At 68.9% G+C, this 26,558-nt stretch carries 32 protein-coding genes and 1 tRNA gene; 27 read left to right on the forward strand and 6 right to left on the reverse strand.

Features of this window, described 5'->3' with window-relative positions:
* The 6 genes from AC1DU4_RS02770 to AC1DU4_RS02795 all read left to right on the forward strand — a co-directional run.
* The coding region (locus AC1DU4_RS02770; RefSeq protein WP_477837579.1) for a type II secretion system F family protein at positions 1 to 426 on the forward strand (426 nt) is incomplete at its 5' end.
* A 60-nt stretch (positions 427 to 486) separates the two neighbouring features.
* Positions 487 to 690 (forward strand): DUF4244 domain-containing protein, encoded by a 204-nt coding sequence (locus AC1DU4_RS02775; protein ID WP_477837580.1) that lies wholly within the window; start codon positions 487 to 489, stop codon positions 688 to 690.
* 47 nt (positions 691 to 737) lie between these two features.
* A complete protein-coding gene (locus AC1DU4_RS02780) occupies positions 738 to 1,094 on the forward strand; it encodes a TadE family type IV pilus minor pilin (protein WP_477837581.1) in 357 nt (118 codons plus the stop codon).
* Entirely contained in the window at positions 1,091 to 1,459 is a 369-nt protein-coding gene (locus tag AC1DU4_RS02785) for an Rv3654c family TadE-like protein (protein ID WP_477837582.1), read from the forward strand. The genes AC1DU4_RS02780 and AC1DU4_RS02785 overlap by 4 nt, the downstream gene beginning before the upstream one ends.
* A gap of 251 nt (positions 1,460 to 1,710) precedes the next feature.
* Positions 1,711 to 3,519 carry an APC family permease gene (locus tag AC1DU4_RS02790; protein WP_477837710.1) on the forward strand — a complete coding sequence of 603 codons (1,809 nt, stop codon included), beginning with the start codon at positions 1,711 to 1,713 and terminating at the stop codon, positions 3,517 to 3,519.
* A gap of 9 nt (positions 3,520 to 3,528) precedes the next feature.
* A complete protein-coding gene (locus AC1DU4_RS02795; protein WP_477837583.1) occupies positions 3,529 to 5,988 on the forward strand; it encodes a lysylphosphatidylglycerol synthase transmembrane domain-containing protein in 2,460 nt (819 codons plus the stop codon).
* Positions 5,989 to 6,066: 78 nt separating this feature from the next.
* On the opposite strand, the gene AC1DU4_RS02800 is transcribed toward AC1DU4_RS02795, so the two are convergent.
* Positions 6,067 to 8,478: a DEAD/DEAH box helicase gene (locus AC1DU4_RS02800; RefSeq protein WP_477837584.1), complete on the reverse strand. Its 2,412-nt coding sequence runs from the start codon at positions 8,476 to 8,478 to the stop codon at positions 6,067 to 6,069.
* Between the two features lie 308 nt (positions 8,479 to 8,786).
* On the opposite strand from AC1DU4_RS02800, the gene AC1DU4_RS02805 reads away from it, so the two are divergent.
* The 5 genes from AC1DU4_RS02805 to AC1DU4_RS02825 all read left to right on the forward strand — a co-directional run bounded on the left by AC1DU4_RS02805 (position 8,787) and on the right by AC1DU4_RS02825 (position 14,277).
* Entirely contained in the window at positions 8,787 to 8,990 is a 204-nt protein-coding gene (locus tag AC1DU4_RS02805) for a cold-shock protein (protein WP_005248460.1), read from the forward strand.
* Between the two features lie 194 nt (positions 8,991 to 9,184).
* The gene (locus AC1DU4_RS02810) at positions 9,185 to 9,769 is read left to right on the forward strand and encodes a hypothetical protein (RefSeq protein WP_072845462.1); all 585 of its coding nucleotides are present in this window, start codon (positions 9,185 to 9,187) and stop codon (positions 9,767 to 9,769) included.
* Between the two features lie 105 nt (positions 9,770 to 9,874).
* Entirely contained in the window at positions 9,875 to 12,865 is a 2,991-nt protein-coding gene (gene topA / locus AC1DU4_RS02815; protein ID WP_477837585.1) for a type I DNA topoisomerase, read from the forward strand.
* Between the two features lie 47 nt (positions 12,866 to 12,912).
* Positions 12,913 to 14,106, forward strand: a complete 1,194-nt coding sequence (locus AC1DU4_RS02820; protein ID WP_477837586.1) for a DNA polymerase III subunit delta' — start codon at positions 12,913 to 12,915, stop codon at positions 14,104 to 14,106.
* A gap of 95 nt (positions 14,107 to 14,201) precedes the next feature.
* Positions 14,202 to 14,277, forward strand: a tRNA-Thr gene (locus AC1DU4_RS02825).
* 48 nt (positions 14,278 to 14,325) lie between these two features.
* Here AC1DU4_RS02825 and AC1DU4_RS02830 read toward each other — a convergent pair.
* Positions 14,326 to 15,579 carry a tyrosine-type recombinase/integrase gene (locus AC1DU4_RS02830; RefSeq protein ID WP_477837587.1) on the reverse strand — a complete coding sequence of 418 codons (1,254 nt, stop codon included), beginning with the start codon at positions 15,577 to 15,579 and terminating at the stop codon, positions 14,326 to 14,328.
* Entirely contained in the window at positions 15,576 to 16,154 is a 579-nt protein-coding gene (locus tag AC1DU4_RS02835; protein WP_477837588.1) for a helix-turn-helix domain-containing protein, read from the reverse strand. Before AC1DU4_RS02835 ends, AC1DU4_RS02830 begins: the two co-directional genes overlap by 4 nt.
* Positions 16,155 to 16,258: 104 nt before the next feature.
* Between AC1DU4_RS02835 and AC1DU4_RS02840 the strand changes: the two genes are divergently transcribed.
* The 13 genes from AC1DU4_RS02840 to AC1DU4_RS02900 all read left to right on the forward strand — a co-directional run bounded on the left by AC1DU4_RS02840 (position 16,259) and on the right by AC1DU4_RS02900 (position 22,642).
* Positions 16,259 to 16,456 (forward strand): helix-turn-helix transcriptional regulator, encoded by a 198-nt coding sequence (locus tag AC1DU4_RS02840; RefSeq protein ID WP_477837589.1) that lies wholly within the window; start codon positions 16,259 to 16,261, stop codon positions 16,454 to 16,456.
* 2 nt (positions 16,457 to 16,458) lie between these two features.
* Positions 16,459 to 16,677 (forward strand): hypothetical protein, encoded by a 219-nt coding sequence (locus AC1DU4_RS02845; RefSeq protein ID WP_477837590.1) that lies wholly within the window; start codon positions 16,459 to 16,461, stop codon positions 16,675 to 16,677.
* Between the two features lie 3 nt (positions 16,678 to 16,680).
* Complete coding sequence (locus tag AC1DU4_RS02850; RefSeq protein ID WP_477837591.1) at positions 16,681 to 16,914, forward strand: hypothetical protein; 234 nt, start codon at positions 16,681 to 16,683, stop codon at positions 16,912 to 16,914.
* Between the two features lie 245 nt (positions 16,915 to 17,159).
* Positions 17,160 to 17,363, forward strand: coding sequence for a DUF6011 domain-containing protein (locus AC1DU4_RS02855; protein ID WP_477837592.1), 204 nt, complete (start codon positions 17,160 to 17,162; stop codon positions 17,361 to 17,363).
* Entirely contained in the window at positions 17,360 to 18,088 is a 729-nt protein-coding gene (locus AC1DU4_RS02860) for a bifunctional DNA primase/polymerase (RefSeq protein WP_477837593.1), read from the forward strand. The genes AC1DU4_RS02855 and AC1DU4_RS02860 overlap by 4 nt, the downstream gene beginning before the upstream one ends.
* Positions 18,085 to 19,329, forward strand: coding sequence for a hypothetical protein (locus AC1DU4_RS02865; RefSeq protein WP_477837594.1), 1,245 nt, complete (start codon positions 18,085 to 18,087; stop codon positions 19,327 to 19,329). Before AC1DU4_RS02860 ends, AC1DU4_RS02865 begins: the two co-directional genes overlap by 4 nt.
* Positions 19,330 to 19,459: 130 nt before the next feature.
* A complete protein-coding gene (locus AC1DU4_RS02870) occupies positions 19,460 to 19,744 on the forward strand; it encodes a WhiB family transcriptional regulator (protein WP_477837595.1) in 285 nt (94 codons plus the stop codon).
* Positions 19,741 to 20,094: a hypothetical protein gene (locus AC1DU4_RS02875; protein ID WP_477837596.1), complete on the forward strand. Its 354-nt coding sequence runs from the start codon at positions 19,741 to 19,743 to the stop codon at positions 20,092 to 20,094. Before AC1DU4_RS02870 ends, AC1DU4_RS02875 begins: the two co-directional genes overlap by 4 nt.
* Positions 20,091 to 20,456, forward strand: a complete 366-nt coding sequence (locus AC1DU4_RS02880) for a hypothetical protein (protein ID WP_477837597.1) — start codon at positions 20,091 to 20,093, stop codon at positions 20,454 to 20,456. Before AC1DU4_RS02875 ends, AC1DU4_RS02880 begins: the two co-directional genes overlap by 4 nt.
* Positions 20,453 to 20,680, forward strand: coding sequence for a hypothetical protein (locus AC1DU4_RS02885; RefSeq protein WP_477837598.1), 228 nt, complete (start codon positions 20,453 to 20,455; stop codon positions 20,678 to 20,680). Before AC1DU4_RS02880 ends, AC1DU4_RS02885 begins: the two co-directional genes overlap by 4 nt.
* Before the next feature lie 9 nt (positions 20,681 to 20,689).
* Positions 20,690 to 21,478, forward strand: coding sequence for a hypothetical protein (locus AC1DU4_RS02890; RefSeq protein WP_477837599.1), 789 nt, complete (start codon positions 20,690 to 20,692; stop codon positions 21,476 to 21,478).
* Positions 21,479 to 21,683: 205 nt separating this feature from the next.
* Entirely contained in the window at positions 21,684 to 22,031 is a 348-nt protein-coding gene (locus tag AC1DU4_RS02895; RefSeq protein ID WP_477837600.1) for a terminase, read from the forward strand.
* Between the two features lie 335 nt (positions 22,032 to 22,366).
* On the forward strand, positions 22,367 to 22,642 hold the full coding sequence (locus tag AC1DU4_RS02900; RefSeq protein WP_477837601.1) for a hypothetical protein: 276 nt from the start codon (positions 22,367 to 22,369) through the stop codon (positions 22,640 to 22,642).
* Between the two features lie 329 nt (positions 22,643 to 22,971).
* Here AC1DU4_RS02900 and AC1DU4_RS02905 read toward each other — a convergent pair whose 3' ends face one another.
* Positions 22,972 to 23,106: a hypothetical protein gene (locus AC1DU4_RS02905; protein ID WP_477837602.1), complete on the reverse strand. Its 135-nt coding sequence runs from the start codon at positions 23,104 to 23,106 to the stop codon at positions 22,972 to 22,974.
* Positions 23,107 to 23,140: 34 nt separating this feature from the next.
* A complete protein-coding gene (locus AC1DU4_RS02910) occupies positions 23,141 to 23,293 on the reverse strand; it encodes a hypothetical protein (protein ID WP_477837603.1) in 153 nt (50 codons plus the stop codon).
* Between the two features lie 691 nt (positions 23,294 to 23,984).
* Here AC1DU4_RS02910 and AC1DU4_RS02915 point away from each other — a divergent pair.
* Complete coding sequence (locus tag AC1DU4_RS02915; protein ID WP_477837604.1) at positions 23,985 to 24,491, forward strand: hypothetical protein; 507 nt, start codon at positions 23,985 to 23,987, stop codon at positions 24,489 to 24,491.
* A gap of 520 nt (positions 24,492 to 25,011) precedes the next feature.
* Positions 25,012 to 25,314, forward strand: a complete 303-nt coding sequence (locus AC1DU4_RS02920; protein WP_477837605.1) for a hypothetical protein — start codon at positions 25,012 to 25,014, stop codon at positions 25,312 to 25,314.
* Between the two features lie 263 nt (positions 25,315 to 25,577).
* Here AC1DU4_RS02920 and AC1DU4_RS02925 read toward each other — a convergent pair whose 3' ends face one another.
* Entirely contained in the window at positions 25,578 to 25,943 is a 366-nt protein-coding gene (locus AC1DU4_RS02925) for a PH domain-containing protein (RefSeq protein WP_072845466.1), read from the reverse strand.
* A gap of 128 nt (positions 25,944 to 26,071) precedes the next feature.
* On the opposite strand from AC1DU4_RS02925, the gene AC1DU4_RS02930 reads away from it, so the two are divergent.
* Positions 26,072 to 26,494, forward strand: a complete 423-nt coding sequence (locus tag AC1DU4_RS02930; protein ID WP_477837606.1) for a DUF2752 domain-containing protein — start codon at positions 26,072 to 26,074, stop codon at positions 26,492 to 26,494.
* The last annotated feature ends 64 nt before the right edge of the window (positions 26,495 to 26,558 follow it).

A 26,558-nucleotide genomic window follows, 5' to 3' on the forward strand; every position in this document is an offset into this window, starting at 1 on the left:
GGGTACGACCTGCTGGCCGCGTGCCTGCGGTCTGGACTGCCCGTCGGCACAGCCGCGGCGGCGGTGGCGCCCACCAGCCCGGAACCGCTCGGCGGCGCGCTCGACTCGGCGGCGAGCCTGYTGGCGCTGGGCGCCGACCCCGAGGTCGCCTGGGCCAGGGCCGCCGCGGACCCGGACACCGAGGTGTTGGCCCGGATCGCCCGGCGGTCCGCCCGCTCGGGCGCGTCCCTCGCCGCGGCCATGGCGGAACTCGCGGCCGAGCGGCGGGTGGCCGTCGAGGACCGCGGGGTGGCGGCCGCGGAACGGGCCGGCGTGCTGGTCAGCGGTCCGCTCGGGCTGTGCTTCCTGCCCGCCTTCCTGTGCCTGGGCATCGTTCCCGTAGTTGTCGGACTGGCGTCGCGGGTAGTGGGCGAGGGGCTGTTGTGAAGGCGGGTCGGAAACTCCGTCGCGGAGACGCCGTGACGGTCACGGAGAAGGGGGAAGGCATTGTTGGCCAAGGGGATTCGAGAACTTCGCACGCGTCTGTTGCTGGCCGCGGCGGCCGAGGAGGGGATGTCGACCGCGGAGTACGCGATCGGCACGATCGCCGCGGCAGCCTTCGGTGCGGTGCTGTACGCGGTCGTCACCGGCGACTCGATCGTGACGGCGCTGACCGGCATCATCGACAAGGCGCTCAACACCGCGGTCTGAGGTGGGCCGGCGAGAACGGCGCCGGGGGAAGGGGAGAGCGGGGTGCGGTGACGGTGGAGGCGGCCCTGGCGCTCGCCTCGATCACCGTGGTGGTGGTCCTGTGCCTCGGCGCGATCCTGGCGGTGTCGGCACACGTGCGGTGTGTCGACGCCGCGCGGGAGTCGGCACGGCTGGTGGCGCGCGGCGACCGGGACGAGGCCGTCCCGGCGGCATTACGGATGGCGCCGCGGGGCGCGCGGGTGGAACTGCGCGAGGAGGGCGGGTACGTGACGGCGACGGTCACCACGACCGTCGCGCTGCTGCCCCTGGTGCGCATCTCCGCGGATGCCGTGGCCGCGCTGGAGGAATTGGCCTCGGTGGATACGGATACCGGACCGGGCCGCGAGCCGGGCGGCGGCCGGTGACCGCCGGGCGGCGGTCGGTCGCGTCGGGCGAGCGAGGTGCGGCGACCGTCGTCGCCTGCCTGGCGATGCTGGCACTGGTCTCGGTGGCCGTCCTGGTGGTGAGCCTGGGCTCGGCGGTGTCGGCGCGGCACCGCGCCCAGTCCGCGGCGGACCTCGGCGCACTCGCGACCGCGGCGGCGCTGGGGCGGGGACAGCAGGCGGCCTGCGCGGCGGCGGACGACATCGCGGGCCGCATGCACGCGCGCGTCCGCGAGTGCCGGACCGAGGGCTGGGACGCGGTGGTGACGGTCGCGGTGACGGCGCCGCTGGTGGCCGTGGGACCGGGCGAGGCGGTGGCCGCCGCGCGGGCGGGTCCGGTGGACTGACGCGCGGCCTGGGGTGCGCGATCGGGCGGTGCCACTGCCCGCGCGTCGAGCGTCCGACGGGCAACACGGGCCGATCACCGTTACCGCCGGGTACGGGCAATGGCAGGATTCGCAGCGTGACGACCACGGACCGACCCGCGACGCGCCTGCGTTCCTGGCTGCTCGCGGACATCACCGAGGAGCCTGCAGGGCACCAGGGTCCGTTCCGGTCGCCGCCGAAGGAAGAGCACAAACACCCCTGGTGGAAGGTGATGTGCCTGACCGGAGTCGACTACTTCTCCACCCTCGGTTACCAGCCGGGCATCGCGGCGTTGGCGGCCGGCGTGCTGTCCCCGCTGGCGACGCTGGTCCTGGTGGCGTTGACGTTGCTGGGGGCGCTGCCGGTGTACCGCCGCGTCGCGGCGGAGAGTCCCCGCGGCGCGGGTTCCATCGCGATGCTGGCCCGGTTGCTGCCGCGCTGGGGCGGGAAGATCTTCGTCCTGGTGCTGCTCGGGTTCGCCGCGACCGACTTCATCATCACCATGACCCTGTCCGCGGCCGACGGCGCCGCGCACCTGGTGGAGAACCCGTTCGCTCCCGAGGCCCTGCAGGGCCGGAACCTGCTGGTCACGCTCGTGCTGCTGGGCCTGCTCGCGGCCGTGTTCCTCAAGGGCTTCGCCGAGGCGATCGGGATTGCGGTGGCGCTGGTCGGGGTGTACCTGGCGCTGAACCTGGTGGTCATGGTCGCCGGGCTGTGGCACGTGGCGACCGCACCGTCGCTGGTCACGGACTGGACGTCGGCGATGACCACCCAGCACGGCAGCCCGTGGATGATGATCGCGATCTCGCTGCTGGTCTTCCCGAAGCTGGCGTTGGGCCTGTCCGGGTTCGAGACCGGCGTCGCGGTGATGCCGCAGATCAACGGGGATCCCTCCGACACCGACTCGGCGCCGCGCGGCCGCATCCGGGGTGCCCGTCACCTGCTGACCACCTCGGCCCTGATCATGAGTGCCTTCCTCGTCGTCAGCAGTTTCATCACCACGGTGCTGATCCCCGCGAACGAGTTCGAGGCCGGCGGTGCGGCGAACGGTCGTGCCCTGGCCTACCTGGCCCACGAGTACCTCGGCAACGTGTTCGGCACGGTCTACGACGTCAGCACCATCGCGATCCTGTGGTTCGCCGGGGCCTCCGCAATGGCGGGGCTGCTGAACCTCGTCCCCCGGTACCTGCCCCGGTTCGGGATGGCGCCGGACTGGGCCCGGGCGGTGCGGCCCCTGGTGCTGGTGTTCGCGGCCGTCGCATTCGGCATCACCTGGTACTTCGATGCCAGCGTCGACGCGCAGGGTGCCGCCTACGCCACCGGCGTACTGGTCCTGATCACCTCCGCCGCGGTGGCCGTCACCATCTCGGCGCATCGCCGGGGCCAGCGCCGTAAGTCGGTCGGCTTCGGCGTCGTCGCGGCGATCTTCCTCTACACCACCGTGGCGAACGTCTTCGAACGTCCCGAGGGCGTGCAGGTCGCGACGTTGTTCATCCTGGCGATCCTGTTGGTGTCCTTCGCGTCCAGGTTCCAGCGTGCCTTCGAGTTGCGGGCGGAGTCGGTCAGCTACGACGCCACCGCATGGCAGTTCGTCGAGGAGGCGGCCCGGGGCACCATCCACATCGTCGCCCACGACGCGCGGGAGCGGGACTCCGCGGAGTACCGGCGCAAGGCCGCGGAACAGCGCAGGGAGAGCCACCTGCCCGAGGACCAGCCGATTCTCTTCCTGGAGGTGAACGTCCGGGACTCCTCGGAGTTCGCCACCAAGCTGCGGGTGCACGGCCGGCAACGGGACGAGCACCGGATCCTGTGGGTCAACAGTGCGGTCATCCCGAACTCGATCGCGGCGATCCTGCTCGACATCCGGGACCGGACGGGTTCGGTTCCGCACGTGTACTTCGAATGGACGGAGGGCGATCCGATCGCCAACCTGTTGCGATTCCTGTTCATCGGGCAGGGGGAGGAGGCGCCGGTGACCCGCGAGGTGCTCCGACGGGCCGAATCCGACCCGTCCCGTCGACCGCACGTCCACGTGGGGTGATGTAAGACCATGCGCGTTGACGGACAAGACATCCCGGTGCACGGCAGCCTGCTGCAGCCGCTGCGCCGGCGAACCAACGACCAGGTACGAGTGGTCGTCGCGGCGGTCTGCGTGATCGCCGTGGTGGTGGTCTCGCTGGTCACCCGCGGCCGCTGGGAGTCGGTCGAGTCGTCGATCTCCGACCTCATCGGGGTGGCGTCCCCGGACCTGTCCAACCGGTTCTACTCGTTCTACGGTGCGGCGATCGTGGCGCTGCCGTTCGCCATCCTGGTGGGGATCGTGGTGGGTCGACGCTGGAAGCTGCTGGCCGGCTACGCCGCCGCCGCCCTGATCGCGGGGGTGGCGCTGTCCTTCACCGGGGACGGGGTCGCGGCGCCGAAGTGGCACCTGGACCTCAGCGCCCATCTGGACACCTTCCTCTCGCAGTTCCTCGACGACTCGAGGTGGATCGCGATGCTGGCCGCGGTGCTCACCGTGTGCGGGCCGTGGTTGCCGGTGCGGTGGCGCCGGCTGTGGTGGATCCTGCTCCTGGGCTTCGTGCCCATGCACCTCTTCGTCAGCGCCGTCGTCCCGGCCCGGGCGATGCTGGGCCTGACGGTCGGGTGGTTCGTCGGAGCCCTGGTGGTGCTGTTCGTCGGCACTCCGGCGCTCGAGGTCCCGGTGGATGCGGCCGTACGGGTGCTCGGCCGCCGCGGCCTGAAGGTTCGGGAGCTGTCCGTGCTCAGCCCGGCCGGGCCGGGGCCACTGGTGCTCTCGGCGCGGTGCCGCGTCGAGCAGTCCGGCGAGCGCGACGCCGGCGGCCCGGACCTGTTCGGTACCGCCGGCCGCCTCCCGGGCTGGACGGCGGTGGCCACCGACACCCAGGAGCAGGTGGTGGTCGAGCTGTACGGCCAGCACCAGCGCAGCGAGGGCCTGGTCAGGCAGGTGGGACGCTGGCTCACCTTCCGCAGCTCCGAGACGCCGGCACCGTTTGCGTCACTGCGCCGTTCGGTCGAACACCGGGCCCTGATGGCGACCGCCGCCGGGGCGCTCGGGGTGTCCTCCAGCGCGCCGACAGCGGTGGCGGTGCTGGACCGCGGCTGGATGCTCTACGCCCACACAGAGCCGTACGGGACGGTGGTCGACGGCCACGACCCCGGCGGCCTCGACGTGGTGTGGGAGGGGCTGCACCGGCTGCACAGCAGCCAGATCTCGCACGGCGACCTGCGTCCGGAGAACATCCGGACCGAGGCGGGCGGCGCACTGTTCGACGGCTTCTCGCGGTCCGAGGTCGGGGCGTCCGACTCGGCGATCCTCTCCGACGTCGCGCAACTGCTGCTCGTGACCGCCGGCCTGTTCGGGGTGGCCCCGGCGGTACGGGCGGCCATCGCGTCGGTCGGCGCCCCGAAGGTGATCGCGGCGTCCGGCCGGCTCACCCGTTCGGCGATGCCGAGCCGGATCCGTGGCGCGGTGCCCGACGCGAAGGAGCTGATGGCGGCGACCCGGCTGGAGGTCCGCACGCAGACCAATTCCGGCGAGATCAGGGCCGAACAGGTCACCCGCTTCACCCGCAACCAGCTGATCCAGTTGGTGCTGCTGATCGGCCTCGTCTACGTCGCCTACCCGTTCGTCAGCCAGGTGCCGACCTTCATCACCGAACTGCAGTCGGCGAACTGGTGGTGGGCGCTGCTGGGCCTGGTGGTCTCGGGGCTGACGTACGTCGGGGCGGCCGCGGCGCTGTGGGCGTGCGCCAGCGAGACCGTCAGCTTCCGGCACCTGACGATCATGCAGTTCGCCAACACCTTTGCCGCCACCACCACCCCGGCGGGAGTCGGCGGGCTCGCGCTGAGCGCGCGGTTCCTCCAGCACAACGGCCTCGGCGGGGTGCGGGCGACCGCGGCGGTCGCACTGCAGCAGACCGTGCAGGTGGTCACCCACATTGTGCTGCTGGTCGTCTTCAGCATCGCCGCCGGCCGCAACGCCGACCTGTCGCACTTCATCCCGAAGGGGACGGTGCTGTACCTGATCGCCGGCCTGCTGCTCGGGGTCGTCGGCACGTTCATGGTGGTGCCGAAGCTGCGCCGCTGGCTCCGCGAGGACCTGCGTCCGCAGATCGCGGACCTGACGGTCGAACTCCTCGACCTGGCCCGCGACCCGTGGCGGTTCCTGCTCATCGTCGCCGGCTGCGCGGGCACCACTCTCGGTGCGGCGCTGGCACTGTGGGCGAGCGTCGAGGCCTTCGGCGGGGGCGCCACGTTCATCACCGTCACCATCGTCACCATGATCGGCGGCACGCTGGCGTCCGCGGCGCCGACCCCGGGCGGCGTCGGCGCCGTCGAGGCCGCGCTGATCGGTGGTCTGGCCGCGTTCGGTGTGCCCGCCAGTGTCGCGGTGCCGTCGGTCCTGCTCTACCGCGTGCTCACCTGCTGGCTGCCGGTGTTCGTCGGCTGGCCGATCCTGCACTGGCTGCAGCGCAACGACCTGATCTGACCCGCTGCGGCCGCTCCCCAATGTCACATCGGGTATCCCGGGGACCCCCAATGTGACATTGGGGACCAGCGGGGCGGGTCAGCAGATCGAGTCGAGCACTGCGGACAGCAGCCGGACGGCGCCGTCCTTGTCGAGCGGGTTGTTCCCGTTGCCGCACTTGGGCGACTGCACACACGACGGGCAGCCGGCGGCGCACTCGCACGAGGCGATGGCGTCGCGGGTGGCGCGCAGCCACGGCGTCAGCTCGGCGTGACCGCGGTCGGCGAACCCGGCCCCACCCTGGTGTCCGTCGTAGACGAACACCGTCGGCAGCCCGGTGTCCGCGTGCAGCGCCGTCGAGACCCCGCCGATGTCGCCGCGGTCGCAGGTTGCCACCAGCGGCAGCAGGCCGATGGCGGCGTGCTCGGCGGCGTGCAGCGACCCCGGGAACCGGTCCGCCGGGATCCCCGCGCGTTCCATCAGTTCCGGTGTCACCGTGTACATCACGGCCCGGGTGTGCAGGCGCTGCGGCGGCATGTTCAACTCCACGGCGTCGAGGACCTCGCCGGACGGCAGCCGGCGCAGGTACCCGACCACCTGGTGGGTCACCTCCACCTCGGTGAGCGCGACCGTGACCGGGCCGTGCTCGCTGCTGTCGAGCACGGCGGTGACCACGATGTCGGTGTTCTCCCGTGCGCTGGTGCTCCATTCGGGGGTCTCGGCGTGCACCAACGCCAGCCCGTTCTCGAGGTCGAGGCTGTCCACCACGAACGACTCGCCCTGGTGCAGGTGCACCGCGCCGGGGTGCGCGGTCGCGGGGGCGCGGCCCCCGTCCACGGTGCCCAGCATCCGGCCGGACTGTGCGTCGACGATCGCCACCTGCAGTCCGATTCCGCCCCGGATGTCCACGGACGCATGGGGGTTGGAGTCGGCGGTGACGAACCAGCCGTGCGCCCGGCGTCGGATCAGTCCCTGCGCGGCGAGGTCGGTGAGCACCTCCAGCGCACCCAGTTCCGCGACCTCGGCATCGCTGAGGGGCAGCTCCAGCGCGGCGCAGAGCAGTTGCGGGCCGAGGACGTACGGGTTGGACGGGTCGGTGACGGTGGCCTCGACCGGCTTGTCGAGCAGGGCGGCGGGATGGTGCACCAGGTAGGTGTCGAGCGGGTCGTCACGGGCCACCAGCACCACCAGCGAGCCCTGGCCGCGGCGGCCGGACCGTCCGGCCTGCTGCCAGAACGACGCCACCGTGCCGGGGAACCCGGCCACCACCACGGCGTCGAGTCCGGCGATGTCCACCCCGAGTTCGAGCGCGTTGGTGGTGGCCGCGCCGAGCAGGGTGCCGTCGGCCAGCGCCGCCTCGAGTTCGCGGCGGTCCTCGGCCAGGTAGCCGGCCCGGTACGCGGCCACCCGCTCGGCGAGCTCCGGGTCCACCTGCGCCAGAAGGTGTCTGGTGTTCATCGCGGTCAGTTCGGCGCCGCGCCGGGAACGGACGAAGGTGAGGGTGCGGGCCCCCTCGATCATCAGGTCCGCCATGATCCGGGCGGCCTCGGTGCCCGCCGCACGCCGCACCGGCGCGCCGTTCTCGCCGGTCACCTCCGCGAGCAGCGGGGGCTCCCACAGGGCGACGGTCCGCGGCCCGTGCGGCGACCCGTCCGTGACGACCTGCTCGCAGGGGGCGCCGATCAGCCGGGCTGCGGCGGACCCGGGGTCGGCGGTGGTTGCGCTGGCCAGGATGAACACCGGGTCGGCGGCGTAGCGGCGGCAGATACGCCGCAGCCGGCGCAGCACCAGTGCCACGTTGGATCCGAAAACTCCACGGTAGGAGTGACATTCGTCGACCACCACGTAGCGGAGGTTCCGGAAGAAGTGGGCCCAGCGCTGGTGCGCGCGCAGCATCCCGATGTGCAGCATGTCCGGGTTGGTGAACACCCAGCGGGAGTTGGCGCGCACCCACTGCCGGACCTCGGCGGGGGTGTCCCCGTCGAAGGCGTTGGGGTAGATGTCCGCCAGTGACTCCGCGGCGTCGCACAGTCCGGATGCGGACCGGATCTGGTCCGCACCAAGCGCTTTGGTGGGGGAGAGGTAGAGGGCGGTGGCGCGCGGATCCGCGGCGAGGGCGGTGAGGATCGGCAGCTGGTAGGCCAGCGACTTGCCCGACGCGGTCCCGGTGGCCACGACCACGTGCGAGCCGGCCGCGGCGTGCGACGCGGCGTCGGCCTGGTGGGTCCACGGCAGCTCGATCCCGCTCGCGCGCAGCGCGCCGACCACGTCCGGGTCCGCCCACGACGGCCACTGCGCGTACTGGGAGTCGCGGGCGGGCAGGTCGGCGACGTGGGTCAGCGGGTGCTCCCCGCCGGGGGTGCCGGCGAGCACTCGGTCGAGCAGTGTGCGCCCGAAGTTGCCCGCTGCGGGGACCGGTGAGCTCACTGGGTACTCCGAGTTCGTTCGTCGACGCGGCCACACCTGTACGGACCTGGGGTTTTTAATGCTACTGGTGCGGCGGAAGCGCATTCGCGCGAGGTGGACGGAAACTGTCGGCCGCGTAGTTTGTCCGCCGTTACCAGTTAGTAGTCAAAATCAAGATCATTTCTTTATGTGATTTAGGCTGTCGCACTCGCGAGAAGCGTGGTTGACTGTCGATCGGTCGCAGCTTCTGTGTTCGTGTACGCGCTCGCAGGATCGATGTTGCGAGCGCCGTCTCGATGCTTTTCCTCGGGGGGATATCAGCCTGCGGAAGTCACCGGTACTGCGGTCGGAACCGGCCCGGCAGGCAGTGAGCGCCGTCTGCCGCATCCGGTGTTAGAAAGAGAAGGAATAGCATGGCACAGGGCACTGTGAAGTGGTTCAACGCGGAAAAGGGCTTCGGCTTCATCGCCCCCGAGGACGGCTCCGCTGACGTCTTCGTCCACTACTCCGAGATCCAGGGCAGCGGCTTCCGCACCCTCGAGGAGAACCAGCGCGTGGAGTTCGAGGTCGGCCAGGGCACCAAGGGTCCCCAGGCGACCGGCGTTCGCGCGGTCTGATTCGTCAGTACCTCAACACGGATCGAACTCGTCCCCCGTCGCCGGAAGGCGGCGGGGGACGAGTCCTTTCCGGGCGCAATCCAGGGCAACGCTTCGGCCAATCCCGCATCTCTTTGACCAATCCGTAAACGTCTGACCATTTTCGTTGCGGCAAAGGGGAATTAGCTTCGATGTCAGGACTACTGTCTGATTCTGTGAACCAGTTGTCCTTCTTCTCTGCCGACACGGACGCGCCCGACGTGCGCGACCTCGGCGGACTGCTGGCCGCGCAGGGGCAGGCGGCCGCGGCGGCGGACCGGGCCAGGGTGTCGGTGGTCGTCGACGCGCAGTGGCGCGCCGAGGCGATCGCGGAACTGATCGAGGAGGCCGGACTGGCCGCCGAGCTGACCCGATCCGACGAGGGCAGCCCGCTGGTGCGGACGGCCTCGGTCCCGGAGCTCCTCGCGCTGGCGACCGACTGGACCAAGGGCGCGGTGAAGGCGGTGCCGGCGGGATGGATCCCCGGGCCGCGCGCGCTGCGGGCGTGGACGCTGGCCGCCGGGCACACCGAGGCGGACGGCGAGCGCTTCGTGCTGGGACTGGACCCGCACGCCCCAGACACCCACGCGGTGCTCGCCCAGTCCCTGATGCGGGCCGGCATCGCACCCACTCTGATGGGCACCCGTGGCGGTCACCCGGGACTGCGGGTGGTGGGGCACCGTCGGCTGCAACGGCTGGTCGAGAACGTCGGGCAGCCGCCTGACCGGCCGGAGGCGCGCGGCGCGTGGCCGCGGGTGTAGAAAGTCGACACGGGATTGATCTGCAAGGATGGGGCACGCGGTGTGTCACTGTTAGTACTTGACACGTGATCGCCCATTCGAGTCGAGGAAGGTGCAGGCAGCAAGGTGGCAGCTCGGGATAAGGACACGGCGGGGGACTCCTCGACCGGCCAGACGCGCCGTCTCGTGATCGTCGAGTCGCCGACCAAGGCCCGCAAGATCGCCCCATATCTGGGCAAGGACTACGTCGTCGAGGCGTCGGTGGGACACATCCGTGACCTGCCGCGCGGGGCCGCGGACGTGCCGGCGAAGTACAAGGGCGAGCCCTGGGCGCGGCTGGGCGTCAACGTCGACCAGGACTTCGAGCCGCTCTACGTGGTGAGCCCCGACAAGAAGTCGAAGGTCGCCGAGCTCAAGAGCCTGCTCAAGGACGCCGACGAACTCTTCCTCGCCACTGACCCCGACCGCGAGGGCGAGGCCATCGCCTGGCACCTGCTCGAGACGCTCAAGCCGAAGATCCCGGTACGCCGGATGGTCTTCCACGAGATCACCAAGCCCGCCATCCTGGCCGCCGCCGAGGACACCCGCGAGCTCGACCAGGACCTGGTCGACGCGCAGGAGACCCGCCGCATCCTCGACCGCCTCTACGGCTACGAGGTCAGCCCGGTGCTGTGGAAGAAGGTCATGCCCCGGCTGTCGGCCGGCCGCGTGCAGTCGGTGGCCACCCGCGTCATCGTGCAGCGCGAACGCGAGCGGATGGCGTTCCGGTCCGCGGAGTACTGGGACATCTCCGCGACCCTCGACGCCGGCGCCGAGGCCAGCCCCCGCAGCTTCGGGGCCCGGCTGGTCAGCGTCGACGGCGCGCGGGTCGCGTCCGGCCGCGACTTCGGCGCGGACGGCGCGCTCAAGTCCACCGGCGTCACCGTGCTGGACGAGGCCAAGGCCCGTCGGCTCGCCGACGCGCTGCACGGCGTCGACCTGACGGTCTCGTCCGCCGAGGCCAAGCCGTACACCCGCAAGCCGTACCCGCCGTTCATGACCTCGACGCTGCAGCAGGAGGCGGCCCGCAAGCTGCGGTTCTCCTCCGAACGCACCATGCGCACCGCGCAGCGGCTGTACGAGAACGGCCACATCACCTACATGCGTACCGACTCGACGACGCTGTCGTCGTCGGCGATCGACGCGGCCCGGGCCCAGGCCACCGAGCTCTACGGCGCCGAGTACGTGAGCCCCTCGCCGCGTCAGTACACCCGCAAGGTGAAGAACGCGCAGGAGGCACACGAGGCGATCCGCCCCGCCGGCGACGTCTTCGCGACCCCGGGACAGCTGCACAGCCAGCTCGGCACCGACGAGTTCAAGCTCTACGAGCTGATCTGGCAGCGCACCGTCGCCTCGCAGATGCAGGACGCGCGCGGCACCACGCTGACGCTGCGCATCACCGGCATCGCGGGAACTGGCGAGGAGGCCACCTTCTCGGCGTCCGGTCGGACCATCACGTTCGCGGGCTTCCTCAAGGCGTACGTGGAGAGCGTGGACGAGGAGGCCGGCGGCCAGTCCGACGACGCCGAGTCCCGGCTGCCGGTGCTGGTCGCGGGGCAGGCCGTCACGGCCACCAAGCTGGACCCGGACGGCCACACCACCAACCCGCCGGCCCGTTACACCGAGGCTAGCCTGATCAAGACGCTCGAGGAGCTCGGCATCGGCCGGCCGTCCACGTACGCGTCGATCATCAAGACCATCCTGGACCGCGGCTACGTCTACAAGCGCGGCAGCGCGCTGGTGCCGGCGTGGGTGGCGTTCGCGGTAATCGGTCTGCTGGAGGCGCACTTCGGCCGGCTGGTGGACTTCGACTTCACCGCAGGCATGGAGGACGACCTCGACGAGATCGCCGGTGGACGCGAACAGCGCGGAAACTGGTTGTCCGGCTTCTACTTCGGCGGTGAGCACGGCGCCGAGGGTTCGGTGGCTCGCTCCGGCGGCCTGAAGAAGATGGTCGGCACGAACCTCGAGGACATCGACGCCCGCGAGGTCAACTCGATCCGGCTCTTCGACGACTCCGAGGGCCGCGAGGTGCACGTGCGGGTCGGCCGGTTCGGGCCGTACCTCGAGCGCATGGTCGTCAATCCCGATGACCCCGAAGGTGATCCGATCTCGCAGCGGGCGAACCTGCCCGACGACCTGCCGCCGGACGAGCTCACCCCGGAGTACGCCGAGAAGCTGTTCGCCACCCCGCAGGACGGTCGCAAGCTCGGCGTGGATCCGCTGACCGGGCACGAGATCGTCGCCAAGGAAGGGCGTTTCGGTCCCTACGTGACCGAGATCCTGCCGGAGCCGGAACCCGAGCCGGAGCCGGACATCGTCCCGGTGCCGGTCGCGGAGACCGCCGACGCGGGTGAGGGCACGGTGAAGACCAAGGCCCCCGCCAAGAAGGCGCCCGCGAAGAAGGCCGCGAAGAAGGCGGACGGACCCAAGCCGCGTACCGGTTCGCTGCTCAAGACCATGGACGTCGCGACGGTGACGCTCGAGGACGCGCTGCGACTGCTCTCGCTGCCGCGCGTGGTGGGCGTCGACCCGGAGTCGAAGGAAGAGATCACCGCGCAGAACGGCCGTTACGGGCCGTACCTGAAGAAGGGCACCGACTCCCGTTCGCTCGCGAACGAGGAGCAGATGTTCACGGTGACCCTCGACGAGGCGCTGAAGATCTACGCCGAGCCGAAGCGTCGTGGCCGGCAGGCCGCGGCCACCCCGCCGCTGCGTGAGCTCGGCAACGACTCGGCGACCGACAAGCCGATGGTGATCAAGGACGGCCGCTTCGGCCCGTACGTCACCGACGGCGAGACGAACGCCAGCCTGCGCAAGGGCGACGAGGTGGAGTCGATCACCGACGAACGGGCGTCCGAGCTGCTCGCGGACCGCCGGGCCCGTGGGCCGGCGCCGAAGAAGGCCACCAAGAAGGCCGCCGCGAAGAAGGCACCCGCCAAGAAGGCGCCGGCGAAGAAGGCCGCGGCCAAGAAGACCGCCGCGACCAAGACGACGGCCGCCGCGACCAAGACGGCCGCCAAGAAGACCGCGGCCAAGAAGGCGCCGGCGAAGAAGTCGACCACGACGGAGTCCTGACCGCGCGCGGGTCGGGCTCGGTCGGTGGCGACCGATAGGCTCGCGGCGTGGCAGGAGTATTCGACAGGCTGGTCGGTCAGGAGCACGTCGAGACGGAGCTGACGGGCGCCGCGACGGCGGCACGCGGCGGCGCGCAGTCCGCGGGTTCGCTGATGACGCACTCGTGGCTGTTCACCGGACCGCCCGGCTCGGGCCGCTCGGTGGCGGCGTTGTGCTTCGCCGCCGCGCTGCAGTGCACCGACGCCGGCGTCCCGGGCTGCGGGCAATGCCACGCCTGCACCACCACCGTGGCGGGCACCCACGCCGACGTGCGCCGGGTGGTCCCCGAGGGGCTGAGCATCAGCGTCGCGGAGATGCGGGCCATCGTGCGCACCGCCGCCCGCCGCCCCAGCACCGGCTACTGGCAGGTGGTGGTGATCGAGGACGCGGACCGGCTCACCGAGGGTGCGGCGAACGCGCTGCTCAAGGTCGTCGAGGAGCCGCCGGAGCGGACGGTGTTCCTGCTGTGCGCGCCGTCGGTGGACCCGCAGGACATCTCCGTGACGCTGCGCTCGCGGTGTCGGCACGTGGCGCTGGTGACGCCGTCGGTCGACGCGATCGCCGGGGTGCTGCGCGAGCGGGACGGACTGGACCCGGAGGCCGCGCGGCTGGCGGCCTCGATCAGCGGGGGACACGTGGGCCGGGCCAGACGGCTGGCCACCGACTCGGAGGCCCGTGCTCGGCGGGACCAGGCCCTGGGCCTGGCGTCCGCGGCCACCCGGCCCGGCACCGCCTACGCGGCGGCCGACGAGCTGGTCCGGGCCGCCGAGGCCGAGGCCAAGGAGATGAGCGCGTCGAGGGACGAGCGGGAGACCGAGGAGCTGCGCACCGCACTGGGCGCGGGCGGCACCGGCAAGGGCGCCGCGGGCGCGCTCCGCGGCTCGGCGGGGGCGCTCAAGGACCTCGAACGGCGGCAGAAGTCGCGGGCGACGCGGACCGGACGCGACAGCCTGGACCGCGCGCTGATCGACCTGGCCGGGCTCTACCGGGACGCGCTGGCCGTCTCGCTCGGCTCGGCCGCGCAGGCGAACCACCCGGACAAGGCGGACCAGGTGCGGAGGATGGCGGCCGCGGGGAGCCCGGAGGCGCTGCTGCGCTGCATCGAGGCCGTGCTGGACTGCCGGGAAGCGCTGGCCGTCAACGTCAAGCCCAGGTTCGCGGTGGCCGCCATGGTGGCCCGGTTGGGCGCGGCGCTGAACTGAGCAAGCCTGGCCGAACGGGCCGGGGTGGGGGTCAATTTTCGTATCCGGGGTCGATGCCGCTAGACTCCTGCTGGTTCGATCGCAAGGTCGGACACGCCGCCTTAGCTCAGTCGGTAGAGCATTTCACTCGTAATGAAAAGGTCGACGGTTCGATTCCGTCAGGCGGCTCCACTCTTGACCTGGCCCTTTCCGCTCGCGCGGGGAGGGCCAGAGTCGTTTCTAGGGGTGATGTTGTCCCGATGTTGTCCCGAGACGGTTTCGGTCCCGGCTCTGCGACGCTTGCGCGAGCACCGTTTCGAGGCCCTGAGCGGCCGCGTGAGCCGTTTCGGCCGTCAGGTGCCCGTACAGGTCTGCAGTGATCCCGATCTGGCTGTGGCGGAGTGTCTTGGACACGACAGCCAGTGGTGCGCCGGAGGCGATCATCAGTGTTGCCGCCAGGTGCCGGAGGTCGTGGAGACGGACCGTAGGTACGCCAGCCAGCTCGGAGAGCTTGTGGAACTCGCGCAACAGGTACTCGGGCCGGATCGGCTCGCCGTTCTCCCGGGTGAACACCAGGCCCGTGTCAGACCAGGCGGTAGTCCACTTGGCGCGGTCGGCAGCTTGCCGTTTGCGTTGCTGCTCGAGGGCAGTCACGACGCGGCCGGAGAGCCCGACGCCGGCGGCCGAGCCCTTCGTCTTGGGTGCGCCGAACGTGAGCTTCCCGCCGACGTAGACGAGAGCTTGCCGAACCTGCAGGACATTGCGCTCGAGGTCGACATCCGACCAGCGCAAGCCGAGGACCTCGCCCCGGCGTAGGCCGGTCCCGATCATCACCTCGAACAGCCCGGCCAGCGGGTCGACTTGCCACGGGGGAGCACCGGCCACCAGGCCCAAAAACTGCACCGCTTGGTCGGCCGTCCAAACCTGCCGTTCCTCGCGCCGAACCTTCGGGGTCGCGACATGCTCAGCGGGGTTGAACCGAAGGCGTCGGCGAGAGACCGCATCGGAGAGCGACGACCGCAGGACCGCAACCACTGCGGCAATCACGGTCGGGCCGCGGCCGTCGACCTCGAGCTTGTCGACCATGTCCGATATGTGGTCGTGGCGGAGATCCTCGAGCGCGAAGCTGCCAATGCTCGGCACCAGCGTCTTGGTGATGTGGTGCCCGTACTGATACCAGGTGCGCGGCGCGAGGTCGTTTCGCCGCGACTTGTGCCACGAGGTGAGCCACTGTTCGACAGTCTCCTTGCCGTCGACCCGGACGCCGGTCTCGATCTTGTCCGTGACGTCTCGCAGTGCCTTCTTGGCCTCACGTTCCGATTTGTAGCCACCCTTGCGGAGCTTCTTGGAGGCTCCGTTGGCCTTGGGGAGACTGACGGCGTAGTACCAGGTGCCGTGTTTGCCGTCCGTCTTGAGCCGCTCGCACGTCGCACCGATCACCTTCTTGGACAGCGGATCCCGGCATCCGCAAGCCCGGTAGGTTCGGCCGGTCATTGGTCTGCGACCGTCCCGCCGAGGGCGCGGATCTTCGCGTTGAGTTCGGCCCGCTTGTACCGCAGTAGTTCGATTGCTTCGCGGGTTGCGCTATCGAGTTCGCCGCCTCGACCGGCGCGGTCGAGTATGTCGGCTACTTGGAGTCGGAAGTTTCCGAGCTCTCGACGCTTCCGAACTTCCCGCATGAGTTCTACGCCTTCGCTGGCCGGCGGAATGACGTAGGCGCCGGCGTTTCGTCTTGTTGGACGCAGGCTGTCGCCGGAGAACCATTGGATTGCCTCATCGCTTGAGCTGTCCGCGCCGGGGAGTGTCTCGACTGGACCGTCTGGTGCGTCGGGGTAGAGGAGTAGCACTGGAGGGACGTCGAGGGCCGCGGCGAGCACGACGAGGTCGGTTACCGGCATCACCTTCCGCTTGCCCGTTTCATACTCCGAGATGGCTGTTCGCGAGATGGGGTGCCCGAGGTCTCGTGTCTGGTCAGACAGCCACTGCGCTGATCGGCCACCGCGCCTAGCTCGAATCTCTTCGCCGATCCGCTGTGTAGCCTCCGCTGCCCATGACGTCATATCAGTCACCGTAGCGGTCTACTTGCAAGGATTCCAGGCGGTGTGTACCGTCGCATTTGTTCCAGTCAGTGCAAGCACTGTTTCGACTGAGAAGCAGTCAATGGAGGCGAAAAGTGAACAAGGACCAACTGCTCGCGCTCGGCGTGAGCACAGACCTGCAGACCGCGTGCGCCGCGCTCGGCATCGGCAAGAGCACCGGATACGCACTCGCGCAACAGGGGAAGTTCCCTACGCGGGTCTTGCGGCTCGGATCGAGGTACGTGATTCCCACTGGCGAGCTGCTCGCGCTGCTGGGGATCGAGGCCGCGTAGCGATGCAGGCCATCAACGAAAACGCCCGCCAGGTGCTCGAACACCGGACGGGCAACGAATCCAACTCCCACCAGGAAGAAGACTCGACCATGACGATACCAACCATTAACCCGAAGACGACGATGGTAGAGCTCGTCCTCGAGGCCCGCCGCCGCGGTCTCCAGATCGGCGAGCTGATCGACGAGGCCCTCGGCGGCTCCCGCATCACCGAGGAGGCCTGAGTCATGGCACACAACGCACTCGGAGTTCAGGTGACCGCTGGCGCAACGAAGCACCTCGGGCAGGTCGTGATCCGGTCCGGTCCGATGACGATGTACCTCGAGCCCGAACAGGCGCACGCCCTTGTTGATCAGATGCAGGCTGCATTGCGCGAACTCGCCGAATCGGCCGCGGCCGAGCTGAGGCGCTGCGAAGACGCGATCCGCACGGACGCCGAACGTCGGGAGGCCCTCGCTTGAGCACCACCGAGCTGATCCTCGCTGCCCTTTTGTGCGGGCAGTCCGTTCTGTGGATTGCCGTGGACTTCCGGAGGTGGCGCACCTAAAAACCGATGCGTGTTCACAGGTCCTGTCCGCATTGCCCTTGAACTCGCCGCGAATTGCAGGCCCGGTCCAACGACTCTGCAAGCCGCAACCCCAGGGGCCGGCCGCCCTCACCCATGAGACCCGGCCCCCGGGGGATCACCAGAAAGGCGATACCCCCTATGGTATCCAATTTCGACCATCCGCCGTTCGACGAGAAGCTCGTCGACGCCGCCGACAAACTCCTCAGTGCCGCACTCCGCGGCCACGCATTCCGGCTCGCCGTCCGCTGCGACGTCTGCGGGACCTGGGTCACCAACCCCGCGTCCGTCCGCCGGCACCGAGGCCCCGTGTGCGCCAAGCGGGCACAGGACGGTGCGGCATGACTCATCCCGAAACCAGGCACATGCTGACCCTCGGGTTCAAGCTCGGACCGCTCGACGGGAAGAAGGCGTTCCTGCCTGGCGGATTCCACGACTTCACCACCGACCGCGAGACCCTCAACCGCCAGGCCCGCAAGTACCCCCACGCCAACTACGGCGGAACCTGCGAAGGCGTCATGGTCCTCGACGAGGACCCCCGCAACGGCGGCAACCTCGACGCCCTCGAGGTGCCCGAGGTGTTCGAGACACTGGTGGTGCGAACCGGCTCCGGTGGCCGGCACGCCTACTTCCGCTACGCAGGGAAGGTCCGCGGCAAGGTCCACGGGCACCCGGGAATCGACCTCAAGACCTGGCGCACCGGATACACCGTGATGCCCGGCTCGGTTCACCCCGACACCGGGAAGCTGTACCGGATCGAACGGAACCTTCCGATCGCAGCCCTCCCACAACTACTGCTCCCGCTTGTAACCCCACCGGCATTCGTACCGCCGGCACCGAGGACCGCCAACCCCGAACGGCGCTCGGACGGCCTGATCCGCACCGTCGCCGAGGCCGTCGGTGGTCGCCGTAACGAGATGACGTTCTGGGCGTTGTGTCGGGCACTCGAACGGGGAGCAGTGGGTGTGTTGGCCGAGATCCGCGACGCCGCTCTGTCGACAGGTCTGACCGAACGCGAGTTTGAAACATGCCTGCGATCTGCCCAGCGGACGACTGGGGTGGCGGCATGAGTGTCACAGTGACGGAACTGCCTGTAGCGGAACAGTTCTGGACTACACGCCCGGTCCTCGAGCACGTCCTCGAATTTGCCCGAGCTCGCCGAGCCGGGCCGTGGTCGGTCCTCGTTGTCGTCCTGGCCCGCGCCATCGCCAGCATCGAGCCGAACGTGACGACCCCGCCGACCGTCGGCGCGGCAATGTCACTGAACCTGTTCGCTGCGCTCGTCGGGGCGTCCGGCTCCGGCAAGGGTGCATCGCAAGGTGCCGGCCGGGCCGCTGTGCAGTTCGTCGACCACAATGGCCGCGCCATCGACACCGATGAGTTCCCGCTCGGCTCCGGTGAGGGCTTGGCGCGGACATTCCGGCCCGCCAGCCTCGACGACGACGAACCCGGAGAACGCACCCGGGCATTGTTCGATGCACCGGAGGTCGACACCCTCACCGCTCTCGGTTCCCGTCAGGGCTCGACGCTGATGCCGGAGCTGCGGAAGTTGTACGCCGGGGAGACATGCGGATTCAACAACGCCTCCAAGGCAACCCGTTCAGTGTTGCCGGCGCATACCTACCGGGCGTGCCTGACCGTCGGTGTCCAGCCCGCCAAGGCTGGCGCACTGATCCACGACGCCGACGGCGGTACCCCGCAGCGGTTCGTGTGGATGCCGGTCGGTGACCCCGAGGCACCCGACACCGCACCGGACTGCCCGCAGCCGTGGACCGTCACGGTTCCACGGTGGGGCAGCGACCGCGCCGAGCTCGTTATCCCGGACACTGCGACGCGGGCGATGGACCGGCACCGTCTCGCGTCGCTGCGGGGTGAAGCTGTAGATCCGCTCGACGGGCACCGGATGTTGACGCGCCTCAAGGTGGCGGCCGGACTGATGGTCCTGGACGGCCGCACGGTCATCGACGAGGAGGACTGGACTCTGGCCGGCGTCATCATGCGGGTATCGGACCGGACCCGCGGCGATATCGAGCGGACCCTCGCCGAGCGCACCAGATCGGCGAACCGGGCTCGGGCCGCGGCAAAGGCCGACGAGGCCGAGATCATCGACGACCGGGCGGCTGAGCGGCTCTGCAACCGAGCTCGAGGGCGACTGATCCGCACTCTCGAACGCCGCGGCACCGCAACCCGCAAGGACCTACGCAACAACCTGGATACCCCGCTGCGGGGCGTATTCGATGCCGTCCTCGCCGACCTCGTGGACGAGTCCGTGATCTACGAGACCGGAGACGGCTACCGGCTTACGGGGTAGGTGGGTAGGTGAATTCACCTACCCCTCGAATGTGCCCCTGACCTGCAAGTAGGTGGGTAGGTGAACAAAACCTACCCACCTACCTAGGTCACCTCCCGTCCACCCCGCCACCTGGGGAAATGGAGAAATCATGGCTAACTGGCCGAAACCCACCGACCTACTCGCCGCGCTCGTCGACCCCCGCCTCGAGGGCGCACTGTGCGCCGGCAAGGCCCCGATGTTCGACGACCAGATCGAAGGCGAAACCGACGAGGACCGCAACCACCGGCTTGGTGCTGCCGCTCGGATCTGCCGCGCCTGTCCCGTCCGCACCGCGTGCAACACCGCCGCCGCCGAACACCAGGCCGTCGGCCTCTGGTCCGGCGAACTCCACACACAGACCTACTTCCACACGCCCCGAAAGGCCACAGCATGACCGAGAACATCATCCCCACCCCGCTGCCCGACAACGTCATGATCGTCGACGACAACGGGGCACCCCTCGCGATGCTCGACCTCGACCAGATGCAGGGCCACTCCATCGCCCTCGCCTACGACATGGCGCAGCACTGCGGAGACCCGGACGCCCTCGACGAGGTGTCCGCGAAGTGGATCGACAAGGTCGGTGTCGACGCCTTCGGATACGTCGCAGCCGGCGCGCTGCGGTTGATGGCCCACAACATCCTCGAACCCACCCTGCAGGCCGTCGACCGGCTCGCCCCGACCCTCAACTACCGGGGGATTCTCGCCGACGCCGCCCGCAACGCCGAGGAGGTTCTACGGTGACCCCACCGATCACGGTCCTGCCCGGTGCGCTCCTACTGACCGGCCCGGCCCTCGACGCTCTCGACTACTGCCTCGGCGTCGCCCGTGCCGCCCGCCGGCGCAACGGAATGCCCGAATCCAACGGCCTGCACGCACTCACGCGAGCCCTGGCCGATGCGGGCCAAAGGGACAGCAGCACAACCGAACCCGTCGACACTGAACCCATCGAACACGTCACCGTCACCGAGGCGGCGCAGATGCTCGGATGCTCCACCCGCACCGCCCGCAGACTCGCACCCCGACTCGGGGGCCGACTGCTCGCCGGACGCTGGGTCCTCGACCACCGCGCCGTCACCGAACATCAGGAAGGAACCGCAGCATGACCGACAGTCCCCGCAGGCAGGCACTCGACTACCTGTCCGCTTGCACCCCCGCCGAACGCGAACAGCTCCTCGCCGACGCCAACCCGAACCGCGCCGACGTAAAGGCCCTCATCGAGGCCGAGCTCACCGCCTCGAGCTCGCACCCGATCGCACTCAACGACAGCACCGGACTCGCCCGCGCCATCGGCGCCGAGCTCGCCGGCCCCATCGACTTCACCCTCTAGGAGACCACCATGTTCGGAGACCCCTTCGCCGACTTCACCACCAAGGTCGACACCGTCGCCACCGCCGGCGGCACCGTACCCGCCAACTACACCAAGCTTGCCGACCGCTGGCGCGACTACTGCAACCTCGAGAACCACAACCAGGCACGCCTCACCGCCGCACTCACTGACCCCAACAGCACCGCAGACCTGGCCCAGCTGCACGCCCTGGCACTCGCCGAGGCAGCCACCCCGATAGCAGCGGCAGATGTCACCAACGCCGCCAAGCGGGCCGTGCTCGCCGAGCTGCGCACCGAGTACGCCAAGGTTGCCCAGCAGAACTACCTCACACTCGCCGCAGCATTCGATGACACAGCCGCGAAGTTCACCAAGGCTGCAGCGATCGTCGATCCTGAGGCTTCTGCAGACGCGATGGTCACTGCGGGTGAGCGAGAGCGGAAAGCCTGGACTCAGGCCGCGCTCGCCGCAGTCGACCTCACCACCAAGGTGTCAGCTCTGGTCTCAGCCGCGAGCCTCGCCGGAGCTGGCATCACCACCCATGACACGCATCTTCCCCTCCTGGTCGACACCGAGGGGCACCACCGCCGCCGAGTGTGGGAGGCATGGGACAACACCGACGGCCGCACCGGACGATGGGGCGCACTGGTCGCAGCGGGCGTCATGATCCGCACGGCAGGGCTCGACGATTACACCCCGTACCGTCGGCCCAAGCCGATGGAAGAGACCTGGGTCAGAGGCGAGTTCGGACACCAGCGCGTGATGGTCGACCCCGAAGACATGGCCAGCACAACCCGCTGACCCACAAACTCCCGCTGACCGTCAGCAGCGGTGAGCCTCGAGCGGGCCGCGCCTCACTGTGCCGAGGTGTGGCCCGCTCGGAGGATCTGCACACCCAGGGGGGAGGGGGGGTCGAACAGCCTCACGCCGCACCTCAGGTCATAGGCGAATGCCCCCTCCGGAACCTGAACCAAACCGACCTACACCAATCAAGAGGAGGCCCACCGTGGCCGAACTGAAGCCCCCACGCGGTCTACGGACCGCCGGCAAACGACTGTGGACGGACACGCTCGCGACGTTCGAGCTGGCTGAGCACGAGCGCGCTCTATTGCTCCAGGCTTGCCGTACCGCCGATGCACTCGACTCGCTGCAGTCAGCCCTCGACCGTGACGGAGTGCTGAACGAGTCCTCGCAGGGCGTTCGGGTGCATCCCGCATTGCCTGAGCTGAGGCAGCAGCGGATCACGTTCGCCCGCCTGGTCGCTGCCCTCGGGTTGCCGGCCGGCGAGGAGGAGGCAGCGCCGCAGCGCCGCTCGACCCGCGGTGTGTACGGGATTCAGGGGGCCGTGTCGTGAAGCGCCGAACTGTGACCGCCGGCCAGCCGCCCGCGGAGTTGCTCGACTACATGCTGTGGTGTGAGCGGCAAGGCCATGTCTGGCATGAGGAGGGTGTGTACGGGATGTGGTGCGCTGCCCGTGAAGCGTGGTCTGTGGCCAATGGTTGGCCTGGCGGGGACGCCATTCGGGCACAAGAGGAAGTCGTGGTCTCGACGCCCGATGCTCCGTGGGATCAGTCCAAGATCTGATGCGGAGGCTAGGCCGCATCGGGCCCCGAATGTCGGTGCCCAGCCCTACACTGAGCGTCCGCAGCCGAGGGGAGCAGCGGGGGGTCATAGACAGGAGGGGTTGCCATGCGTACCGCACTGGCGTTCATAGCTGCGTTCCTGGCTCTCGCGTTCATCGCCAGCTATTGGAAAGTGCTGCTCGGTGGTGCTGTTCTCGTGGCCGTGATCGTGGCTGCCGTGATGGGTGTCAGCACGCTTGTGGACAAGCGCCGTGATCGGGTGCGTCAGCAGCGAGGGAAAGACGCGGCTCTGGGGATTCGCGCGCAGGCTCAGCACGAGCAGTACCTCGCTGGCGATAGCCGCGGGTTGTACGGCAACTACCGGCCGGCGTCGCTCGACTGATCTGCTTCGGACCACCGGTCAATCTGTGGTTGCGCACCGCTGCATGGCGGCGTGTGGGTGACGGCGCCGCACTCACGGCAGGCGTGGGTGCGGTGCCCGAGTCGCGGCGAGCAGGCGCAGGCTTCCCATCCGACGAGGCAGCGGTTCGGCCCGAGCAGATGCCCATTCGGGCAGTAGTTCGGGGCTGGCTCGATGTAGGTGGACATACTCCGAGCGTAGGACGATTCGCACGCTCGTTCGATAGCCGATACCCTGGATGATGCGGGCCGCGGAGGGAAGCCGCGGCCCGCGTATACGAATCTGCTCGCGGTCCGCAGTGAATACGGGGGTTAGTCGGTGAGCTGGACCTTTCCGAACGTCGCCCTGAGAACGTCAAGCTGGCGAACGGTAAGAGGCTTTGCGCGGCTCATGGTTTCGTCGAGCCAGGCCTGCATGGCGGGCGTCCAGGCAACATCTTTGTCCACGTCCTGACGGTATCGAATGCGAGTGAGGTGGGGGCTATTTCGTTCCCAGTTCGCGCAGCTCGGAGACGACCCGGTCGAGCGCGTCGAGCACCGCGGCAGACTCCGGGTCCCGCCGGAGTCGGGCGAGGGCGTCGCGGGTGTTGTCGAGGTGAGCAAGAGCGATGGCGTCGAGCTGGTCGTCGGTCATACCTACTTGGATGCGGCCGGCCCGCGCTCGGTTCCATCTCCCGATTCGCTCGGCTTAACCACCGGGAGCAGTTGGGGGGCGTGATGCCCCCCATCTGCCCGTGAACAGCTCCACCTCGAGGTATACGGGTGGGGCGGCCGTCGCTCTCCGGGGCTCTCAAGCGGGGTCTTTTCGCCACGCGTGGCTGCCGGCGCCGAGCAGTCAGCAGCGGTGCGGACAGGGCTGTTCTGGCGGGCGTGTCAAGGAAGGAGGCACCATCTCGCACCCAGTTACGAAATCGTTATACTCTCTGCAGAGTTATCCACAAGGCTCGGGAGGGCGTCCATATGGACCCCTGGCGGCCGTTCTTGGCTCACGCGGGCCTGAGTCACCCCGGCGATGCTGATTTGGGCCGGCCCTCCGTGTGGAAGGTCATTGCGAACCGCTCTGTATCTCGTAATACTGCCTGCACAGAGACTTGCGCGTCGCGAGTTCCGGGCCCCCTTGGCGCTGGAACGGTATGCCAGTCGAGAAACAAGGAGGGCGTCATGTCGGACCGCCGTTTTGAGAAGAAGGCCGCACTTGGCGCTTCTGGGGCGGATGTGACGTACGTCTCTTCTGGTCAGTTCAGTCGGATGGCAAACGCCGAAACGCCGGTAGCGCAGCAGCTGAGCAAGAAGTTTGCCGCTCGTCGGGCTGCGACCCGCTAGAGGTGCTTGAGTTCGTCTACGAGTCGATCACGAAGTCTCACGACACGGGCTTCTTTCGTTGTGGCGACGATGCCCTTGACTGTTGGCTGACCAAGGAAGCCCTGCCAGCGCACACCGGGGGACTGTCTCGTACGCACGTATCGATGAAGCCTGAAGACGAGTATCAACAGGTCACTGGCTTCTTTACGTTGTGCCCCACGACGATTGTGGAGATCAACAAGTCGAGGGAAGAAGGCTATCCCGGCTACCTGTTGTGCAAGTTGGCCCGTTGCGAATCGCAAAAAGGTACTTCGCACGGCGCAGACCTTCTCGTTGAGGCCATGGTCAAGGCGGTACAGGCCTCGGATGCGGCCGGCGGCCGTTACCTCGTCGTGGATCCGGTGGTGGATGACATTGATGCGGACCGAACGAGCAGGGTTCGGAAGTTCTATGCGGATGCGGGCTTTGTGGACATCGAGGGGACTAATCGTATGTTCATGACGATCAAGGCCATTCGCAGCCAGATGTAGCGCCGCCGAAGTATCGCTAGACGGGTCCCTCCCGATGTTGTCCCCAATGTTGTCCCGGGATTCCGGGTGAAGGACAGCATTCGGTGGATTCCACGACGAGCACACACTCGTCTACCTGCACTGATGGGACCTCGGGGAGTTTCCGATACTCGCGTGCCGTTCTCGTAATGAAAAGGTCGACGGTTCGATTCCGTCAGGCGGCTCCACAGAAAGCCCCTCACCTGGAACATCAGGTGAGGGGCTTTCTCGTGCTCGGTTGTTCGCCCCGGTGCTCGGGGCTCGAGTTCAACTGGCCTCACCCAACGTACGCGCCGGGCTTCCGACGGCAACTCCGCGAGCCGCGTCGGGGGCGTCGGCGCCGCCGGAACATCCGGGCCATTTCACGGCCGGCCCTTCCGGTCCTCCCCGGCGAGGGCGAGACTGTTGGGGGCGGCATTTCCGCCGTCGAACGTACAAAACGAGAGAGCAGGCGAGCCGCACCTGGCTCACGCGGCATTCGGCTGCGGATGAGGGGTCGACGATGATCACTTCACACGGTGCGCGGCGCCCGGCCAGGCTGTTGGCGCAGGCCGCACTCGTCGGACTGCTTGCGGTGGTGCCGATTACCACTGCCGTGGCGCCAGCCCTCGCGGTGGACCGAGGGGAAGGTTTCGACCACAACCCGCCCGGCTACGGCCCGCAGTACGACTACAACCGGCCGTACCTGTTCCCCGACGAGGGAACGGGCAACGGGCCGGACAGCCTGCCCCCGGAGACGGCCTGCCCGTACCCGGAGCGCAGTCCCGGGTGGTGGCAGAACTGCGCCCCGCCGGACGGTTACTGAGGCGGCGGGTGGCGCGCCCCCCAGGCAGGTGTCCACGACAGGGGTGCTGTGGACAACTCTTCCGGAGCCGCGTTGTGATCACTTCCGACACCTTGTGCTCACCGGCTGGCAATGTCGTGTTTGCAAATCTATCCACAGTGTGAGTAAGAGCATCAATGCAGGTCAGGCGAATATCATCCGCGTAGTTCGGCAAACCATCCACAGGTTGCCCACAGCTCGGAGGGTGATGTGCATAGGGTTGTCCACAGCTGTGGGCAAGTGTGTTACCGGGTGATCCGGTCCAGGATCACCGAGTGGACGTGGTGTGCCTTGTCCAGGCCTCGGAAGTCGGCCTCGAAGGTGTCCGGTCCCGCGGTCACCGCGATGCTGCTGGACGAGAAGAACTGCCCGGCCCAGGACTTGTTGCTCAGGAACGACACCGACCGCACGTTCCCGTAGGGAATGGACGTGATCGCGGTCCGCTTGCCGACGAAGCTCTTGTCCTGGATCACCACCCGAAGGTTCGTCAGGCCGATGAATCCGGTCCCCGCGCCGATGCAGTCGTACACCGCGATCACCGTCTCGCCGTCGAGCAGTCCCTGCTGGACCTGCTTGAGCTGTTCGGACTTGTCGTAAATCGGTTCGGTCATGGGTGTTCTCCTGCTTCTTGTTCGCGGCCGCGGGTGTCGGGGTCGAGCGTCCGGAGGGGGCCGGCCCCTTCGGACTACTGTCATCTCACCCTGCTTGCAGCCGATTCCGGTGGAATGGAAGTGATCCGATGGTGGTGTCGCAGCACGGGCCGCGGGTGCGACGGGTCCGGGCCCCGCTCGCCGCCGCGTTCGGGGCGGCGGCGGCTGCGACGCTGTTGTGCCTGCGCGACCCGCACCGGCCAGGCGCCTACGGAGTCTGCCCGTTCCACGCACTGACCGGATTGTGGTGCCCGGCCTGCGGAGGTCTGCGGGCGAGCGCCGACCTCGTTCACGGCGAGGTTGCGGCCTCGCTGTCGAGCAACCTGTTCGTCCTGCCGCTGGCCGTGGTGGCGGTCGTGGCATGGTGGGGATGGGCGCGTCGTCGTTGGAACGGGGTCGAGGGTGCGGGCTTCGTGTCGGGACGGACCGCCACGGTCGCGGTGCTTGCGGTGCTTGCCGTGTTCACGGTGCTGCGGAACACCCCGTGGGGTGCGGCACTCGCGCCGACCTGACCGCGCCGACCGGCCCGGCAGTCGAATCTCGGAGGTGGCTCGATGGCACTGCAGATCGTCTCGG

The sequence above is a fragment of the Rhodococcus sp. P4_F5 genome (genome assembly GCF_056401315.1).